We start from the raw sequence: 19,254 nt of genomic DNA on the forward strand, positions 1-19,254 counted from the left end.
GACCTTCGATAGTTATTTACTATCGAAGGTCTTTGTTATATATTGAGAAAGTGAAACTATTTGGAAAAAGGTGAAATCATGAAGCGTTATAAATCGTATCGTCTCACTTTGGGATGGCAAATCCTTATTGGTCTGGTATTGGGAATCGTATTTGGCATTATTTTTTATAAAAATCAAGTTGCAATTACAACGATGCAAAATATTGGGACAATGTTTATCAGTCTTATTCAAATGATTGTTTTACCAATTGTGGTTTCTTGCTTAACAGTGGGAATTGCTAGTATAGGAGACATTAAGAAGTTGGGGAGAGTGGGCCTGAAAACCTTAATTTATTTTGAATTAATGACAACGGTCGCTATTGCTTTGGGAATGATTGTTGCAAATGTCCTGCATCCTGGTACGATGATTGATATTCATTCACTTCACGGATCCGATATTAGTCAGTATATGGCAACCGCTAAATCGGCAAAACATACTGGACTTTGGGATACACTATTAGGAATTATTCCTACCAATATTTTTAGCTCATTGGCAAGTGGTAACATGATGCCAGTTATTTTCTTCTCCGTTTTCTTTGGGCTTGGTATAGCTGCCATTGGTGAAAAAGGAAAGATCTTAATTGACTTTCTTCAAGCTGTTCAAGAAGTGATGTTTAAAGTGACTAATTGGGTTATGCATGCAGCACCAGTTGGTGTTTGTGCTTTGATCGGGGTTGCATTAGCCGAAATGGGGATAAGTGCGCTAATACCGCTCGGTTATTTTGTGATTATTACATACTTAACGATGATTATTTTTGTGCTAGTCGTGATGGGTATTGTGGCCAGACTCTTTAAATTTCGAATTTCTGACTTGCTTAGAGTTATTAAAAATGAAATTGTACTTGCGTTTTCAACGGCTAGTTCAGAAGCGGTATTACCAAAAATGATTGAAAAAATGGATAAATTTGGGACAAATCAAGGGATTGTTTCTTTTGTTATTCCTACCGGTTACACATTCAACTTAGACGGTTCGGCTATTTATCAATCTCTGGCCGCGTTGTTCTTAGCACAGGCATATGGTATACATCTATCCATTGGGCAACAAGTGACACTTCTGGTTGTCCTTATGATCACCTCTAAAGGAATGGCTGGGGTTCCTGGTGCATCCTTTGTCGTGCTGTTGGCAACCATCTCAACGATCGGTGTACCGATGAGTGGATTAACGTTCATTGCCGGCATTGATCGAATTGTTGATATGGGACGAACGGCTGTTAATGTCGTTGGTAATTCACTTGCGACAGTTGTTATTGGAAAATCGGAAAACGAATTTGATGAACAGAAATCAGAAAATTATATTTCACAGTTCAAGCGGCCTAATCCTAAAGCTGAACATTTGAATTGAGCTAATGAAGATGCAAAAAAAGCCACCAACGAATTTACGTTGGTGGCTTTATAATTTTATTATCCAGTAAGATAGCAGTCATTTTTCAAGAATTAGCTTCCGCCGGATTCTTGGAGGTTATCCCCTCATAATTACTATTATTACCGTATTTATGTGTTGGCAATATATCACGATTAATGTCATTCTCCCCAAATAGTTTCCTAAAAGGTGAAGCGTTTTTCGGCCACGTTCAGCCGATTGGACACAAGTACGTTAGTACCTAAATGTCCAAAACCACTGAGAAATTGTGTTAATCGAATTCCCAAAAGTGTTGAAATACCTAAACAAACGAGAACGAGAATTTTCTTGTGACGCATGTGGCATTAAAGCCTTAGAATCAAGAAATAAGACGTTTAGATATGTCAAATTTTGCTTTCTTTGGGAAAATCGATTGTAACAATTTCTCGTTGGGATTTTTTAGAATCTAATCCGCGAGAGAGATACTATCACAACCGGTCTTCCCTTGGTAGACTGGTGTTTCGTCGCTCCAGGATCTATAAATTCAGTTGTCATAAATCTCACCTCTTAAACTCATTTTTTAGAATGAAAAGTGTCCAGTCGCTGAACGACTGGACACTTAAATAAAGCTTTAGCCAGTCGTTGAGCTTTAGCACTATGTGATGTAGTTATTCAATAACAGCTACGTTAGTTCAAGCCTTACTTTGACTAGAACAGCTGACTCATTGGCGTTTTTCGACGTTTCTGAGCAGTAGCATTTTTCACATAGGAGCCTCACCTAACAGCTTCTATTCGATTTTCATTCCAACTAGTATGCTATCATACACCTCTCAGCAATGCAAGAATTAACTACATATGCATGCCAGGAATGTTTAACTCTTCCTTCTTAACGCCTCTTTCTTTTGCGAAAGCGGTCATTAACGTATCCATATCCATTAACTTGTAAGTCTTTGGATGATCAGGATCATAAACCTCAAATTGTGCCATCATGCCGCCATCTTCATGTTCAAGGATGTGACAATGGTTCATAAAGACACCCAGTTTGTCGAACCAAACTTTCAATCGAACAGTTTCACCTGGGTTAACACCAACTGTATCCTTTAATCCATGTTCATTTGGATAGGGTTCATGACCATTTCTAGAAACAATTCTAAATTGAGTTGCGTGCATATGATAAGGATGAATCATTCCACCTGTTTTATCATTGGTGTTACTGACGTCCCAGTATTCAACGCTGCCAACCTTTTGTTTGTCATCAATTCGCTGCATATCAAACTTTTTACTATTAATTTCAACTTCTTCGTCCATTCCGGCCATAACAACTTGATGGATTTTTGTATTTGGTGTGATGTCTGGATCAGGAATGTCTACTAGGTGATCAGGCAGTGTCGTATCGTCTTTTGCAAACTGATGAATTCTAAAACGAACAAGTGGCACATCGTCAGAATACAATGTGACTTCATCACCAGGTTTGTATCCTCTAAAATCAACGATAATTTCCGCTCTTTCCGCACAAGTTAACATTAAATGGGTAAAATCGATAGGTTCCGGTAAGACACCACCATCAGAAGCAATTTGGGTGAATTTTAAATCATCACTAAAATGCAACCGCCATTCACGTCTATTAGCACCATCCAAAATACGTAAACGAAGCCGTTGAGTTGTGACATCGAAATATGGATTGATTGTCCCATTGATCATTGGAGTCGGTCCCTGAATGCCATCTGGATCATAATCTGCCATATAATCGAGTTGATTATTTTCATGGAAATTGCGGTCTTGAAGAACCAAAGGAATGTCGTTAACACCATAGTTTCTTGGGAATGGCAGCTGGCTTTCGGTTTGGTCTTGAACAATCACGGTAGTGGCTAATCCCTTCCAGACGTGTTGAGCTGTCGCTGGACATGGATGTGCGTGTAACCATAACGTTGCGGCTACTTGATTACACTTAAAATTAATTTGAGTACTTTCTCCCGGATAAACGGGTGCGTGGCAGCCACCATCTGTGATTGGTCCTGGCACATTTAGTCCATGCCAATGGAAGGTTGTTAATTCGGGTAATTCGTTTTTTAATGTAATGTGAATATTTTTACCATCTTTAAAAACAATTGTTTGACCTAATATGCTGGCATTATATCCCCAAGTTTTGGTTTTTGCGCCTGGCAATAACTGGGTTTCGCCAGTTTGAGCAATCACCGTATAATACATATCGGTGTCTGTCTCTTTATCGGGTTTCAATAACGCCGGGATCTTCAATTTTTCCTGTGGAGTATCAGGCTCCTTGAGGGGCACATAACCACCATCATGAGTATTAAATGCAGGTTCGTCGAAGAAATAATCGGTATAAACTTTTCTATCTGCCATGTTATTCGCATCCTTTGTTATTTTAGATCCATCTCAATCATACTACTTTGGTTGATCATTGAAGACGGAAATGTGGCATAATGGAATAAGAGGAGGTGCTATCGTGGCAGAAACAGTTACTATCGATAAATTGAATGAGACAGCAACAATGAAGGCAATTAAAGATTTCGTTGATTTTTATTTACCACGTTTGAAGAAAAATAATTTGGAGATTCTTTCCATGTATAAAGTAGATTATTATCTGGCTGACATTAACCACTTCATTTTCGAAAATCGATCGTTTACTCCTGATGAGCTTCGTGATGAGCTTTATAAGGAATGCGGCGGTGACCTCAAACACGTCATTTCAGTGATCAATCCTGAGTATTACGACAACGGAAATTTGATTTCCGGTACTTGGGAAGAATGGTATCAAGACAAGTTTAATAAAGTTCCCGTTAGAGACTAGTCATCTAAATATACTTTTATTGAGCGATTTGCTATGATAAAGGTAACGACTAATTCTTTTATTTCGATTAATGGTGAGGAGGGATCTTCATGGCTAAGGAAAAAAGCAATCATTCAAAGGAAACAAAGGCTGAACCCAAATTAAGGTTTAAAACCAAAACTAATTTGGATGTTCATCAGATGCTGATTAATAAATCGGTTCTTTCTATAAAGGTACCTACTATCGTTGCTCGTAAACAGGCACAGGGGTTACTGGATAAAGCCATTGATGATGGAGTGACTCCTTACTACTTGAAGAAAGAAACGTTGGATCGACTACGCGGTACCCATTACGAATAGATAGTAGTGACGTGTCTGACATAAAAAAGACTGAAGGTAAAAGCAAACTGCTTTTATCTTTAGTCTTTTTACGACTTAGATGAATCTTAAACAACCTTAATTAAAGAACGTGATACTATGAAATTAATCTTTACAGGATTAATAAACGTTTTTATTGGAGGGCAATTTGAAAATACTTAAAAAGATTTTTAGCTGGGTGTTCCCAATTGCGATGGGATTATTAATCGGTTTTGCTGTTCGCCAATACTTTGTGAGTGCCAGTTTTATTAAAGGGACTTCAATGCAGCCAAACTTACAGAATGCTGAAGTGGTGGGCGTTTTCAAAACATTACCAATTCGTCGAAACGCTGTCATTATTTTTAACGCTCACGGCGAAGATCCAGAGGCCAAGGCAAGCACTGATTATTATGTCAAACGAGTGATTGGTCTTCCCGGTGATACCGTCAGCAGCAATAATGGTACGATCTATGTCAATAATCAACCGCTAAATCAAAGCTATATTAGTCAATATCAGCGAAGTACCGGGACGGGTAATTGGAATCTTCAAAGTTTGTCAACGCATTGGACGAAAGATCAAAATTCCGTGAAAGTTCCTCGAAACAAATATTTTGTACTCGGTGATCATCGTTCTGTTTCAAACGACAGTCGATACTGGGGCTTTGTTGACAAAGACAAGGTACTAGGTGTTGTTAAGACTGTTCCATTCGACAAGAATGCCGGTAAAGTGAATCATTCGACTGACTCACTCGCTGGTTCAAACTAATTTTTGACGCTGTCAATATAAAAACCAAGTTCGATTGAGCTATCAAATGAGTTTTTCCATCGCTAGTTTGATGCTCATTAATCGAACTTGGTTTTTATTATCTTAGAAAGAAAAGTGTGGCTTATTCTACGAACATTTTTTAGAAGTAATCAAGTCAATACGTCTCACAAGTTAGTATGCCTGTTCTCTTAGACTTTCTTGAAGTAATTTTACGCCAGTATGCAAATCGGTATCAGACGTATTTTCCTGTGGTGCATGACTGATACCGTCAATACTCGGAACAAAAATCATAGTCGTCTTAGTTACTTTACTCATGATTTCGCTGTCATGACCAGCTCCCGAAGCAAGTGTTTGATAACTGATACCAAGGTTATTTGCTAATTGCTTATTTCTGGTCAACATTCCGTTATCAAGTTGTGTGGGGTGGTCAGCTACCCAGCGGTTTACAGTAATCGACACGGGTGAGTTTGAAGCTTTTTGTGCTTCATCTCTTAGCCTGTTTTCAAAAAGATTCAAAGTGGTATCACTGACATGACGGGTATCAATACTAAATATTACTTTCCCAGGAATAACATTTGATGTATTTGGCCAGACATGGCATTCGCCAACTGTGAACGTGAGCTGTGGACTGATTTCTGCCGCAATAGCTTTAAGGTGGCTAATTAAAACAATCGCGATTTGAAGAGCATCGAGGCGGTCGGTCATCGGTGTTGTCCCCGCATGATTGGCGATGCCGTTTACTGTTACGGTAAAGCGTCGTTGACCAACAATTGAGGTTACCAAGCCGATTTGACAGTGTGACTCAATCAGACGAGGTCCTTGTTCAATATGAAGTTCTGTAAATGTTGAGGGGATATTGGGCAACCCCATTTCATCAGCCGCTTCTTTTAACTTAGAAACGGCTTTTTGGCGAGCTGTGTCAAAAGCGATGCCGGATTGATCCTTAATTCCAGTTACGTTTTGGATCCTTGCATAGTGTTTTGAACCGGAAAACGTTGCTGGAAAACGACTGCCTTCTTCCTCACTGAATGAGATGAGGCGTAATGTCTTCTTGGGTTGATCAAATGTACGAACGAGGTTCAGAATGGCTTGAAGACCGCCAATAACGCCATATAGGCCATCATATGGCCCACCATGAGCAACCGTATCCATGTGTGATCCCGTTGCAATAATAATGTCAGGCGATTGTGAACCAATGACATCCAAATAGACAGTGCCATAGGTGTCAACGGTTATAGTCATTTCAGCCTGATTGCCCCAAGAAATAAGCTGCTTTTGTCCCTTAACCCAATTAGGCGAGTACACCAAACGGTTTTGACCAACTTCATTTTTAGAGAATTGATTAATAGTCGTCAAACGGTTGTTTAATTGGTCAGTTTTGATTGGCATTTTTTCACCTTCTATTTAGCAGTGCTGACGCCGGCTAATGGTGATGAAGCAACTGCGCCGTGTTCGATAATCCGGCCTGGTTTTGCGAGATAGGCCTTTCGACCGGCTTCGATTGCCAATTTGAAGGCCTCCGCCATAAGTGGGATATTACCGGCGGTTGCCATCGACGTGTTGGCCATGACAGCTGAAACACCCATTTCCATTGCTTCTGCGGCTTGGCTCGGTCGACCAATTCCGGCATCTACAATGACTGGAACGTCAATTTCGTCTACCAGGATTTGAATAAGGTCCTTTGTTGAAAGCCCTTTATTCGTGCCGATCGGAGCAGCTAACGGCATGATGGTGGCCGCTCCGGCATCAACTAAGTGTCGGGCTGCGTTTAAGTCCGGCAATATATAAGGCATCACGATGAAGCCTTCCTTTGCCAGAATCGCGGTTGCCTTCAGGGTTTCGTGATTATCCGGCATCAAGTATTTTTTATCAGGTACAACTTCAACCTTGATAAAGTTACTACCACTTAATTCGCGGGCAATTCGTGCCGTTCGAATAGCTTCTTCGGCGGTTGTCGAACCGGAAGTATTAGGTAAAATAGTGATATTTTCGGGAATAAAATTCAAAATATTTTCTGATCCTGTTGTGTTCTGGCGAAGTGCCATCGTAATGATTTGAGCTTTTGCATTGTTAATGGCCGAATCAATCAAGTCATAGGAATATTTTCCCGAGCCAAGAATAAAACGGGACGTAAATTTATGACCGCCGATAACTAATTCATCTTTGTCTTGAATGGATGCTGACATAATAATAGTCCTCCCTAAATTTCTGTTTGTCCTAAAATTAAACGTGTAATCATATTAGCTTCGTGTCCTGCGCAAATCATGACCCGAGGTGCCATTAGACCTTCGTCACCTTTGGTTGTGCCATCACCGGCAATGTAAAGATTAGGGCGGGGATGCTTGGTGGTAATGGTATTTGAACTGTGAATCCCGGCCATCCCGGTTCCCATAACTAATGGCTTGTCGGGATAAAACTCGGATGCAGCATCCAATAACATGGCTTTTGCAGCCGGATTGTCGAATGCTTCACAGATAATATCGGCACTTTCAAATAAGTCTTTGACATTATCGTGGGTAACCTTAACCTGAGCCGTTTGAATATCAATAAATGGATTGAATTCCTGTAAATTTTGCTTCATTGCAACAACTTTCGGCATATCAACCTGGCTTAATTTGAATTGTTGACGATTTAAATTGCTCAATTCAACGAAGTCAAAATCAATTAATTTTAAATGACCGACACCAATTCTGGTTAATGCGATGGCGATGTATGAACCAAGTCCACCTGAACCGGCAATTGTGACATGAGCAGCAGCTAATTTATCGGTTGAGTCTTTAACATTTCGCTCTTTCATGCCATCATAGACGTCTTTGTAACGCTGTCCCTGAACTTCTGCTTCCATTTTTGCGTTTCCTCCTCTAGCCGCCACCAACGAATGAGATTAGTTCGACTTTGTCGCCGGACTCAAGCTTGACCTTATCGAATTGCGCTCGGTGAACAATGTCGCCGTTTCGCTCAACGACGATATTTTCAATTGGTACGTTTCGCTTCTTGAGAAAGTCAATGACGGTTTGACCGGCAACGTCTTCTTCTTGACCATTAACTGTCACCATAATAAAAGCCCCTTTCTTCGTGATTGCTCGAAGGAAGGGGACCAAGACTGGCGGACTTGGAATCCAAAGAGGTTCTAACAGAAAAAGAAAAAAGATCTTCTTTTCTGTTAAAAGAAGATCTCGGAATCCAAATTTAAAATCAATTTTCCGGTTCGCTCTTCCTTCGACAGTACAAACTGCATCAGGTTCGATGGGTATTATCTCAGCCTTTCGAACGTGGTAATAAATGATCTTAATCATTTACTTAGACACGTTCAGGCACCCCAGACGAAATATTTAATTAAGCTTACTAGCTCATGTACTATTTATAGCTGTTTCATTAATAAAAGTCAAGTGTGCGGAGCAAAGCGGATAATACTCGGAGTATAAGACGTTGATTTGGGAAATCCCGTTTTTGGATTTTTCGAATCGATCTCTTATATGGAGTGGCGTTGCTTTGAGTCGTTTTAAAAATGTTTACGAAACCGTGGATAACAACAATCATTAATTTGCAAATGATGATTAAGTTAGGTAGACTTTTTTCGAACATATAAATAAAGCATACACAAAAGTAAATTTGGAGGAATCATCCATGAAAGTGACAAACCGGCCATTGTACTTGGTAACCGACCATACAAATTTAAATGATGAAGATTTTTTACAACAAATTGATCTTGCCTGCGAATCCGGCGTCAGTTTGTTGCAATTACGTGAAAAAAACCGATCAAGCCGTGATATTTATGAGTGGGCTGTTAAGGTAAAAGATATTGCAGATCGACATCGAGTACCATTAATTATTGATGATCGTTTGGATATTGCTCAGGCTGTTGATGCAGCAGGTGTTCATTTAGGACAAAGTGATTTGCCGGTTGAAGTTGCCCGGCGAATTTTGGGGAACAAAAAAATCATCGGTGCAACGACAAAAACACTTAAACAGGCTAAGTTTGCAGAAGAGCAAGGGGCAGATTATTTAGGCGTAGGGGCCATCTTTCCAACTCAAACTCATGTAAAGACGGTTCATACTAGTATTGAGACATTGGGAAAAATTAAGGAAGTTGTTAATATTCCGATTTATGCAATTGGTGGGTTAAAGGCTCACAATATTCAAGCAATTGAACCGGCCCATGTTGATGGAGTTGCAGTTGTTTCTGCCATTATGCAGGCCAAAAATGCGAAGGCAACAACACGAGAATTATTGAATGCAGTTGAGGAGGCCATTGGATAGGATTTTGAATATCTAAATTTAGTATCAAAAAGGATGCCGATTAATTCATTCGGCATCCTTTTAGGCTAATGATCAAATAAAGATCATTTTGCACGTTTTATTGTTCTTTGTACCAAGTGTAATGGAAATTACCTGGGCGGTCAACACGTTCAAAAGTGTGAGCACCGAAGTAATCACGTTGTGCTTGCAAGAGGTTTGCAGGAACAACTTCTGAACGATATGAATCGTAGTATGAAACAGCTGCAGCAAGTGATGGAACTGGTACGCCGGCTTTGGTAGCCAAAGCAACCACGTCACGAGCTGATTCTTGATACTTCTTAGCGATATCAATAAAATATGGGTCAAGAAGTAAGTTTTGAAGGTCAGGGTTTTTATCATAAGCATCGGTAATGTTTTGTAAGAAGCGAGCACGAATAATGCAACCAGCTCTCCAAATCTTAGCCATTTCACCAAGTTTAATGTTCCACTTGTAGCTATCTGAAGCGGCCTTCAATTGAGCAAAACCTTGAGCGTAACTCATTACTTTACCAAAGTAGAGAGCTTCACGGACTTTTTCAACAATTTCCTTTTTGTCGAAGTCGATGTCACCCTTAGGCTTAGGGAGTACTTTGGAAGCTGCAACACGTTCTTTCTTGATCATTGAAATGAATCGGGCATAAACGGCCTCAGTAATAACCGATTGATCAATGCCAATTTCAAGAGCATCTTGTGAACTCCACTTACCAGTACCTTTGTTGGCACCACGGTCGAGAATCATATCAACGATTGGCTTTGTCTTGTCATCACCGATATCGTCTTTATGAGTCAAAATATCAGCAGTGATTTCAATTAGGTAACTGTCAAGCTCACCTTTATTCCATTCTTTAAAGATGTCAGCTAAATCATCAACTGAATAACCGGCAAGATTTCTTAAAATATTGTAACTTTCGTCGATTAACTCTTCATCACCATATTCGATACCGTTGTGGACCATCTTAACATAGTGACCAGCACCATTAGGGCCAATATATGTGACACATGGTTCGCCATCGGCAGGGGCTTTGGCAGCGATTTGCTTAAGAATTGGTTCAACTAAATCATAAGCTTCTTTTTGACCACCAGGCATTAATGATGGACCTTGAAGGGCACCAAGTTCACCACCGGAAACACCCATTCCGATAAAGTTGATACCTGATTTATCAAGACGGGCATTACGAGCCATTGTGTCATGGAAGTTTGTGTTACCACCATCGATAAGGACATCACCTTTGTCGAGGAGTGGGAGTAATTCATCAATAACAGCATCAGTTGGTTTACCAGCTTTAACCATTAAAATGATTCTACGAGGAGTTTCAAGAGATTTAACGAAGTCTTCAACTGAATAACTTGGAAGTAACTTCTTGTCTCCGTGGTCTTTTATAACAGCTTCTGTTTTAGCTCCGGTACGGTTGAAGATTCCAACCGTGTAACCGCGGCTTTCGATGTTAAGGGCAAGATTCTTACCCATAACGGCCATACCAACAACACCGATGTTTGCTTTTTGATCAGACATTTAAAACCATCCTTTTCTATTAAAAATTACTACAATACTACACAGTTAGTTTACCATTGCACAAGCAGAATGTGAAATAAAATATCATTAGAATAGGCAATATCCTTATGTTAATAATAAGTTTGTGAAAAAAAGCATTTCAAAACAATCGAACATTTTCATAATGCTAAAAACATTTTTTTGAATCTCTATGAATAATGCGGGTTTATGGTGAAAACCAGTTTACAAAATATGGCAAACAAACTGAAATTATTTTCATAAATTGGCAATTTTTTTCAGAATCTTTTGGAATAAAAAAAGACCTGAACAAAAATGTTCAAGTCACATTATAAAGATTATTTGATTATTGATTCAATTTATAGATCCATTCTCTGTGATCTCGAGCCAATAGCTCATCGGCAGAGACCGGACCCATTGAGCCAGGAATGTAGTTAGGGAACATTGGTTGTTGAATATCCCAAACTCGACGAATTTGATCAACAAACTTCCATGCACTTGCTACTTCCGGCCAGCTGGCAAAGTTCGTGCCATCCCCTTTAAGAACATCATGAATTAAACGTTCGTAAGGTTGCGGTGTTTCCTTTGTTCGCTTGGAATCTTCGAGAAATTCCAAATTAACCGGCTCCGTATGGAATCCTTGTTCACTATTTTTAGCGTTGACAACTAATGAGAATCCTTGAGTTGGTTCAATATAGATAGTTAAAACATTGGCGTTAAGTAAAGCTTTCCCACTTTGAGGGAAGGAAAAAATATCAACTAGCGGCTTTTTGAAAACAACATCAACTCGTGTGAACTTATCGGCAAGTTCCTTACCAGTTCTGATATAGAATGGGGTGCCTGACCAACGATAATTATCAAATAAAAGCTTTCCAGCAACAAAAGTTTCCGTGTTCGAGTCCTTTGGCACGCCATCTTCATTTCGATAAGCTTTGCTTTCACCAACTGCACCGTATTGACCACGAACAAAGTTAGTTGATGCCTCGGCAACATTGTAAACACGAAGACTGCGTAATGCTTTAACTTTTTCAGCACGAATATCAGTATCTTTGAATGCAACCGGCTGCTCCATTGCAAGTAAACTAACGATCTGCATAATATGGTTTTGAACCATATCTCTTAAAGCACCTGAATTATCATAATAACCGGCTCGTTCCTCAACACCCAGCTTTTCAGCAAGTGTTACCTGAACGTTATCGATATAACGGTTGTTCCAAAGGGCTTCGAAAATGGTGTTACCAAAGCGAATAGCTTCGATATTTTGAATCATTTCCTTACCTAAATAATGATCAATTCGGAAAATTTGATTTTCTTCAAAAGCATTACTTAGTTCGTCATTTAATTCTTTAGCTGATTCAAAATCTCTGCCAAATGGTTTTTCAATAACCAGGCGGTTGAAGCCGCTATTATTGGAAAGCAATCCTTGATTCTTAATATTTTTAGCAACTGTTCCAAAGAAATTGGGTGCCATTGAAATGTAAAAGACACGATTTCCTTCTAGTTTATACTTTTTATCTAATTCATCGGCCTTATCTTTTAAGACGGAATAATGAGATAGATCGGTTACGTCATGAGTAACAAAATAGAAATGACTGGCAAAGTTAGCAATCATCTTTTTATTACTGGATTCTTTTTCGACAGATTTTGTAACCATATCTCGATACTTAGCATCATCCACCTTATATCGTGATGAGCCAATTACAGCAAAATGATCACGGATGTTTCCTTTTTCGAAAAGTTTAAACATAGCTGGATAAAGTTTTCGAACGGCAAGGTCGCCGTTTGCCCCGAATAGCATGATCAATGAACGTCTTTCAGTTGGCAATTTTTTCACTCCTATCAAATTAACTAAGCAAAATTTGGTATATTGTCTATACCACTTCGCTAACATTATATAACACAACTGCCGGCAACGAAAGGGAATTAACAATGTAAATGATAAAGATTTACAGAATGAGCATTTTTACTTTGAAAATTATTTACAACATGAAAAACGACCTGAATTAGTTAGTTTGTGAGAAATAAAAAGTGCTCTTTTTTAAAACTACCTATTATTATAACTTGTTATTATAACTTGAAGAAGTGATAGGTTCCCTGTTTATTAAGAATCCTCTAAATACAGATCTAAACAGCGGATTTTTTTTCGGTTTCGCTTATAATGTATTTTGCAAATTAAACATTAGGGAGTAACAAGTAAATGAAGAAAATCAAGTTTATCGCGTTCATTGCTGTTCTTGCGTCATTCTTTTTAGGAGTTAGTTTCAAAGCATCTGCTAGTTCTCCATCGCTTTCCGTCAATAACGTTTACACAACGTCATCAAGTGTAACCGGAACTGCAACCAAAGGTGTTTCGATCATTGTTCGTAACTCAAATAAGAATACCATCGCAACTTCAACGGCTGATAGTCAAACTGGTAAATTCAGTGCTGATTTACACACAAACCTAAAGGCAAATCAAAAGCTTTACGTTTATGCCCGTAAATCATCAACATCATACTTTTATCGGATTATTACAGTTAAGGCACCTCAGACAACGACAGCAACAACGACTAGTTCAAGCAACGCCACCAGTTCAAGCAGCTCTTCAAAATCAACTGCTTCAACCAGCGCTTCCAGCAGTAAATTAACGATTAACGAACCAACTGGTAAGTGGTATTCAGGCAATAACAACGGTTATCGCGTTGTGACAACATTCAGTCAATCAACTGGTTTGAATCAAGCATTGTACAAAAATGGTAAATTTCAAAAGAAGTTGATCAACTACGCAAGTTATAAAGTAACGACTTATAGTAAGGCATTTTGGAAAATTACTTATCGTGAACGTGGTAGCAAAACAACTCAGGCATTCTATTTGAGATTTACTGACAATACACATTTTATTATTGTTAATAAAGCTAACAATGGCCTTAAAGTTAAATATGGTAATGCACCTTATCACTATTATAAGTTTGTACTTGTAAATAATAAATAAGACTTGCCGCGTAAAGTAAGAAGTTGAAACAAAGTAATTTGTTTCAACTTCTTTTTTGTCTGTGAAATGAACATGCGTTTTAAGGATAATTAAAAAATAGATTTAAGAAAATCTCTTGGCTTTCCAATTGCTGAAACACTAAAAGGTGTGAGAGAATGGGAGAGGAGATTTTTATATCAACAAGGGGGGGAGGGATAATGTGCCAAAGAGAAGTGAAATTCGGTTTAGCTCTGTTATTTTATATTCATTAATCCTGAATGCGGGTGCTGCATTCATGTGGCCCCTGGTAACGGTTTACATGCATAATTACCTTCATAAATCGTTAACGCTGGCCGGAATGACTATTTTGGTAATGTCGGTATTTATGATGATTGGAAATTACCTTGGAGGTTATTTATTTGACCGCTGGTCGCCCTACAAGGCAGCAATTATCAGTGTTGTCATTTCAATGTCGGCAATTATCGGGCTGGTCTTCTTTCATGGTTGGCCAATGTTTTCAATCCTGCTGCTATTTGTAGGATTCGGGGATGGTGCTTGTATGACACTACTGAATTCCTATGCGGCCAGTATTAAGACACGGTCAACACGAGCAATTTTTAATGTCTTGTATATTGGTCAAAACGTGGGGATCGTTATTGGAACCTTAATGGTTGGCTTCCTATTGTCCCATGGTGTGACAATCGTTTTTATTGTTGCCGCCATTTTTTACTTTATTTTGTTAGTGATTACCTTGATCGATTTCAATGTTGTGGTGCAGCGACGAGCTCCCGGAAAAAAGATTCAACCTGGGGCACCACACGAGACCAATGTTGGTTCAATGATCCTGGCAATCTGCGGAGTTGTTTTGGGGGTGTACCTATCATACGCACTCTGGGAAAGTGTCATTTCTGTTCACATGACGAACCTTCATATTCCATTTGAGAATTATAGTCTTTTATGGACGTTGAACGGGTTGATGATTGTCTTTGGGCAACCGTTCGTTAACCGGATTGGTGAGCATTTTAAGTTAAGTATGCAAACTTACATTGGGGTCTTTATCTTTGCAATTTCGTTTATCGGCCTTATTTTTGCCAAGCAATATTATGCGTTTATCATCGTCATGGTTGTGACAACCATTGGCGAAATGATTGGCTTTCCGGGTATTCCGGCTTGGATTGATAGTTTATCAACACCGCAACAACGAGGGAAGTTTCAAGGAATGTATAATTTGTTTATGTCCTTTGGGAGGGCACTCGGTCCACTAATTGGTGGTGTCTTTTTAGATTTTGCGCCTTATGGCGTACTTTTCTCGTTTGCCGCCGGTATTATCATTGTGTTCCTAGTTATTTTGATGATTTTGAATCACAAGCGAAATAGGATTAATCAACAGTTTAATTGATAAAGTAATATTCTAAAAAGAAGCGACCCGATTATTTTCGAGCCGCTTCTTTTTTGGTACTTATTGAGTTAACTTTTTGCTAACAACTTATAAATTCGTTCAACGTCACGGCCGGTTCCCCGCAGTTCATAATCTGCTAGGAAAGGCACATTAAATTGAGACGCATACCGTTTGGCAGTTAAGCAATATTGCTCATTAAAGTTTTTATTGCCACTGCCGACAATACCGTGACACAGCGAAGCATTTTTGCCATAGGCAATGTATTCGCCAAGTGTATTAGTCATTAACTCTTTAACACCATTGTCAATACCGTTGCCGCCATCTAAATAAGTTGGAACAAAAGCGAAAAATGGGTCGCTTTCATCTTCAAAATCAGATTGATCGCTGATTTCTTTGCTGATAACAAGTGGGTTGCTTGAATCCTGATCATGCATCCCCACTGCATATTTGGTCAAATCCTTAATGAAAGAACGGGTATTTCCTTCAATTGAGATAAATAAAATTTTGATGGGTGTCATTAAGCCACTCTCCTCGTATATAAAGACATAATAAAATCATACATAATATACTGTAACCACTACCATTCAACTAATCAAGCGGTTTCTGGCTCGTTGAAGGTTGTTTGTTGACAACGTGTGCTACTCGGTTTTTCTTTTTTGGCAGTACTAGTCGAAAACCTACGAAAAGCATTGCCAGAATCATAATTAACCAGCTGATAATGGAAATCCATTTACTGATTTGAAGCCCGGGCGTCGTGTAAACAAGTTTGATTTGATGATTACCGGCAGGCAGCGTTGCACCAATGAAACCTTTATTGACGACAAACGTGTTTGTGGGTTTTCCGTCGATTTGTAACTTCCAACCGCTGGAATATGGAATTGAAGTGACCAAAGTACCGTTAGAACCATTGTGAGACTGTCCCGTTACCTGATTATCTGAGACCTTTAAGTGATTAAGGCCGGTTCTTTTAAGCTTTTGAATTTGGTTATCGTAGGATTTATTGAACGGCATGGCAATTAATTTAACGGATTTAAATTTAATGCTTTTAACCAGGTTGAAATTGAGTTTAATCTGTTTTCGCGATTTGGTTGAGTAACCAAGGTTTAATACCATATTGTCAATTTGTCGGTAATTTGAAAGATTGTCATTGTCGTATTGCGCGTAGCCGTTGTGAAAAACGTTGGTAAAAGCATCAAAATTATAACCACCAAATGTGGGTGTTAATAAACTGTGTCGGGCAACGTTTAACTTGCCGAGTCTGGAGTAAAGTTTGTTTTGAAGTAAAAACGTATTGGCAGCCCAGTTATTATGGTCGGCAATTGACCCATCGGTTTGGTTAATACCGGTAAGGACTAAATATAATTCCGCATTCTTTGTTTGCTTGGGCTTATTAACTTTTAGAGAATACTGAAGCGGTTTGCCGGTGACATCGGTTGTCATCTTCCTAAGACCGTTGCGATTCTCGTACTGATTATTTTCATAAATCATTCTGTTGGTGGCCAGTAAATCTTTTGTCTTTTGAAGATTGGCTCCGAGACTCACCTGAGCGTGCGGCTGTTCAATAACCTGTTTTTGATCTTTATCGCCTAAAATGCCCAGACGGTAAGCCGTTAGTTTTTTGCCTGAGTCAATAAACGAGGATCGATCGACTTGGACTTGATACTTTAAGTTTTTACTTGCTGATTGATAAGTAAGTGGGCTGTTATTATTCTTAGGGCTAACAACTGCGCCCTGCGTCATAACACGTTCACGGTTAACCGGGTCCAGATGATTATAGGCATTGGTCGAAAATGTCTTAAATTGTGTGTAGGCCAACGGCAGTGCGTTATTTGTTTTATAAATAACCGTGCCGTCCATGTTTTCGATAGCAGGAACCGCGTTAACTCTGGCTTGAGCTTGGAAAACTTTTGGCTGACCATTGGCGTTTTTTATGATGTGGTAACCATATGGAACCATTGGTGGCTTCTTGGTGTTAGCCTTTGCAAAAATGTACTGCACACCTATTAGGTTATTGAAAGCGGTCCGGTAATCTCCCTGTGCAATTGGCGTATTCATTGAAAATTGACTGTTGCCAACCGAACGTGAGAACTTTCCCAGGTAGCCGTTTTGAAGGGTGAGATACACGGACGTATTATTAATCCCACTGTTAATTGACAGGTCAGTATTAGTGTTTGTATAGTTGGCTAAATTTTGGAGATGCTCGTTGTAGTGGTATCTTGGTGCCATGGATGTTCGGAAGAAGCCGGGTTGCTTTTTAATGTATTGTTGTGCGCCATTATAATAATCTTTGCTGAAGCGGGTTGCTAAACCACGGTTTAGTTGCTGAATAGCCAAGCTGCTTGCATTTGGGCTATAAATGCCGATAATATTTGAAGCGATATTTAGTATAAAGATACATAAAATAAGACTGATTTTTACCCACGGTTTCCATTTGAAAATGAAAATGACTAGCAGGCCAATGACTGTTAAAAGTAGATATCCATACGAAATGGCATCGTGTGCTTTTAAGTTAAGGATAAACCCATTGGTCGCCCAGATAAGGATAACCAAAATAATACCTGAAGCAGTCAACCAGGCGATATCATTTTTGGTCAGTTGATCCAAGTTATCAATGAGCGCCATTGTTGCCAAACCAAAGATTATATTGGCAAGCAGGAACCACCGGTTGGATGGCGTTGAGATGGCATTCATGATGGCACCGAAAGCGGGAATGAGAATGCCGATAAGTGCAATGATCAAGCCGACATTTTGCCAAAAATATTTTTTAAAATGCCTGAGTGTATAAACAACGCCTAGAAAAGATAGGCTGGTGATACCAATGACCAACCAAAAATTCATTGCGCGACCTGTTGGGAGAATGGCACTTGGCATTTTTAGATAATATTCGGGTGGGAAAAGAACCATTCCATTGGCAAATGCTTGATGGATACGGGTTGATTTAGTTGCAAAAAGAGCAGTCGGTAAGAAGACAATGGCCGACATACCAAGCCCCAAAATAACTGAAATAGCCATTTTACCAAGTGACTTTAGAAAATGAAAGTCAGCAGCTTTTCGGCGGCTCAGTACCCTAATAATGAGATAAATAAACGTGCCGATTGCCAAAATCCAAGCGAAGTAAAAGTTGGCAAATAGTGTTAAGAAGACGGCTAAAGCAAGTGGAATCCAAGATTTATTCAGTATAATACGATCGATGCCATAACAAAGTAACGGGAAGAAAATTAATGGCAGGATGAAAAAGGGATGGTGCAAGCCTGTGGATAGCGCGTAGCCATTAAACGCATAGGCCAAGGCACCGATGACACGACTTATCTTTTTAAACTTATACGTTGAGGTGTAAAGCATAAAAGACAGACCTGAGGCATACATTCTTAAAAAAATCAGGAATTCAAATGCCATTTCGATATGATTTTTAGAAAATAGAATGACCAAGTAATTGAATAGATCACCAATTACATAGTATGAAAGATTGGTCAGCTGATCAGCTCCGAGACTAATCCTCCAGCTCCAGTGTGTGAATCCACGACTGGGATCGGAAAGAAACGTTGCAATCATATGTCGAAGTTGGACCAAAATCGGGTAATGCTGCGCAAATCCATCCAATTCCCAGACCATCGATCGGCCAGTCATAAGTAAGCTGCCAGCAATGATGCCGGTCAGCACAGTAAATAACACCGAGTATGTAAGCCAGGCCGGTGTTTTTCGCCATAGCTTTGTCAATTTTAAATCCTCCTAGAAGATATCTTCGCCATTATAAAAATTAAAAACGACCCCGATATACAAAGAGACTGTCTGCAAAACAAATTGTCTTGTACCAGTCTCTTGAATTT

General features: G+C 39.3%; 16 protein-coding genes and 2 riboswitches. Of the genes, 7 read left to right on the forward strand and 9 right to left on the reverse strand.

Annotation, left to right across the window (positions count from 1 at the left end):
* Window positions 1-78 precede the first annotated feature (78 nt).
* Entirely contained in the window at window positions 79-1,380 is a 1,302-nt protein-coding gene (locus HMPREF0519_RS07250; RefSeq protein ID WP_003635109.1) for a cation:dicarboxylate symporter family transporter, read from the forward strand.
* A gap of 624 nt (window positions 1,381-2,004) precedes the next feature.
* A riboswitch (M-box (ykoK) riboswitch) is annotated at window positions 2,005-2,170 on the reverse strand.
* Window positions 2,171-2,226: 56 nt separating this feature from the next.
* Here the strand turns inward: HMPREF0519_RS07250 and HMPREF0519_RS07255 are convergent.
* Window positions 2,227-3,741 carry a multicopper oxidase family protein gene (locus HMPREF0519_RS07255; protein WP_003635111.1) on the reverse strand — a complete coding sequence of 505 codons (1,515 nt, stop codon included), beginning with the start codon at window positions 3,739-3,741 and terminating at the stop codon, window positions 2,227-2,229.
* Window positions 3,742-3,811: 70 nt separating this feature from the next.
* Here HMPREF0519_RS07255 and HMPREF0519_RS07260 point away from each other — a divergent pair, with 70 nt between their 5' ends.
* From HMPREF0519_RS07260 to lepB, 3 genes are all read left to right on the forward strand, one after another.
* Window positions 3,812-4,189 (forward strand): hypothetical protein, encoded by a 378-nt coding sequence (locus HMPREF0519_RS07260; RefSeq protein ID WP_003558473.1) that lies wholly within the window; start codon window positions 3,812-3,814, stop codon window positions 4,187-4,189.
* A gap of 89 nt (window positions 4,190-4,278) precedes the next feature.
* Complete coding sequence (locus HMPREF0519_RS07265; RefSeq protein ID WP_003553128.1) at window positions 4,279-4,527, forward strand: hypothetical protein; 249 nt, start codon at window positions 4,279-4,281, stop codon at window positions 4,525-4,527.
* A gap of 166 nt (window positions 4,528-4,693) precedes the next feature.
* A complete protein-coding gene (lepB, locus tag HMPREF0519_RS07270) occupies window positions 4,694-5,290 on the forward strand; it encodes a signal peptidase I (RefSeq protein WP_223801555.1) in 597 nt (198 codons plus the stop codon).
* Between the two features lie 171 nt (window positions 5,291-5,461).
* Here the strand turns inward: lepB and HMPREF0519_RS07275 are convergent, their stop codons facing one another.
* From HMPREF0519_RS07275 to thiS, 4 genes are read right to left on the reverse strand one after another with little or no spacing between them, the layout of a single operon-like run.
* Window positions 5,462-6,679: a hydantoinase/carbamoylase family amidase gene (locus tag HMPREF0519_RS07275; protein WP_003635114.1), complete on the reverse strand. Its 1,218-nt coding sequence runs from the start codon at window positions 6,677-6,679 to the stop codon at window positions 5,462-5,464.
* 11 nt (window positions 6,680-6,690) lie between these two features.
* Window positions 6,691-7,476, reverse strand: a complete 786-nt coding sequence (locus HMPREF0519_RS07280; protein ID WP_003558477.1) for a thiazole synthase — start codon at window positions 7,474-7,476, stop codon at window positions 6,691-6,693.
* Between the two features lie 14 nt (window positions 7,477-7,490).
* Window positions 7,491-8,135: a sulfur carrier protein ThiS adenylyltransferase ThiF gene (gene thiF, locus HMPREF0519_RS07285; RefSeq protein ID WP_040472752.1), complete on the reverse strand. Its 645-nt coding sequence runs from the start codon at window positions 8,133-8,135 to the stop codon at window positions 7,491-7,493.
* A gap of 16 nt (window positions 8,136-8,151) precedes the next feature.
* On the reverse strand, window positions 8,152-8,346 hold the full coding sequence (gene thiS, locus HMPREF0519_RS07290; protein WP_003558482.1) for a sulfur carrier protein ThiS: 195 nt from the start codon (window positions 8,344-8,346) through the stop codon (window positions 8,152-8,154).
* 140 nt (window positions 8,347-8,486) lie between these two features.
* Window positions 8,487-8,622: riboswitch (TPP riboswitch) on the reverse strand.
* 295 nt (window positions 8,623-8,917) lie between these two features.
* Here thiS and thiE point away from each other — a divergent pair.
* Window positions 8,918-9,550 carry a thiamine phosphate synthase gene (gene thiE / locus HMPREF0519_RS07295; RefSeq protein WP_003558485.1) on the forward strand — a complete coding sequence of 211 codons (633 nt, stop codon included), beginning with the start codon at window positions 8,918-8,920 and terminating at the stop codon, window positions 9,548-9,550.
* Window positions 9,551-9,647: 97 nt separating this feature from the next.
* Here thiE and gnd read toward each other — a convergent pair whose 3' ends face one another.
* Both gnd and zwf read right to left on the reverse strand, forming a co-directional pair.
* Entirely contained in the window at window positions 9,648-11,081 is a 1,434-nt protein-coding gene (gnd, locus tag HMPREF0519_RS07300) for an NADP-dependent phosphogluconate dehydrogenase (RefSeq protein WP_003635119.1), read from the reverse strand.
* A gap of 343 nt (window positions 11,082-11,424) precedes the next feature.
* Window positions 11,425-12,903 (reverse strand): glucose-6-phosphate dehydrogenase, encoded by a 1,479-nt coding sequence (gene zwf / locus HMPREF0519_RS07305; protein WP_040472753.1) that lies wholly within the window; start codon window positions 12,901-12,903, stop codon window positions 11,425-11,427.
* Window positions 12,904-13,275: 372 nt separating this feature from the next.
* Between zwf and HMPREF0519_RS07310 the strand changes: the two genes are divergently transcribed.
* A complete protein-coding gene (locus HMPREF0519_RS07310) occupies window positions 13,276-14,049 on the forward strand; it encodes an Ig-like domain-containing protein (protein WP_003635125.1) in 774 nt (257 codons plus the stop codon).
* A 199-nt stretch (window positions 14,050-14,248) separates the two neighbouring features.
* Window positions 14,249-15,427, forward strand: coding sequence for an MDR family MFS transporter (locus tag HMPREF0519_RS07315; RefSeq protein WP_081447198.1), 1,179 nt, complete (start codon window positions 14,249-14,251; stop codon window positions 15,425-15,427).
* Between the two features lie 68 nt (window positions 15,428-15,495).
* Here the strand turns inward: HMPREF0519_RS07315 and nrdI are convergent, their stop codons facing one another.
* Together nrdI and HMPREF0519_RS07325 are read right to left on the reverse strand one after the other, a co-directional pair.
* Window positions 15,496-15,945: a class Ib ribonucleoside-diphosphate reductase assembly flavoprotein NrdI gene (nrdI, locus tag HMPREF0519_RS07320; protein WP_003635128.1), complete on the reverse strand. Its 450-nt coding sequence runs from the start codon at window positions 15,943-15,945 to the stop codon at window positions 15,496-15,498.
* 70 nt (window positions 15,946-16,015) lie between these two features.
* Entirely contained in the window at window positions 16,016-19,144 is a 3,129-nt protein-coding gene (locus HMPREF0519_RS07325; protein WP_003635129.1) for a YfhO family protein, read from the reverse strand.
* Between the last annotated feature and the right edge of the window lie 110 nt (window positions 19,145-19,254).

It is taken from the genome of Lentilactobacillus hilgardii DSM 20176 = ATCC 8290, from assembly GCF_000159315.1.
GTDB classification, from domain to species: Bacteria; Bacillota; Bacilli; order Lactobacillales; family Lactobacillaceae; genus Lentilactobacillus; species Lentilactobacillus hilgardii.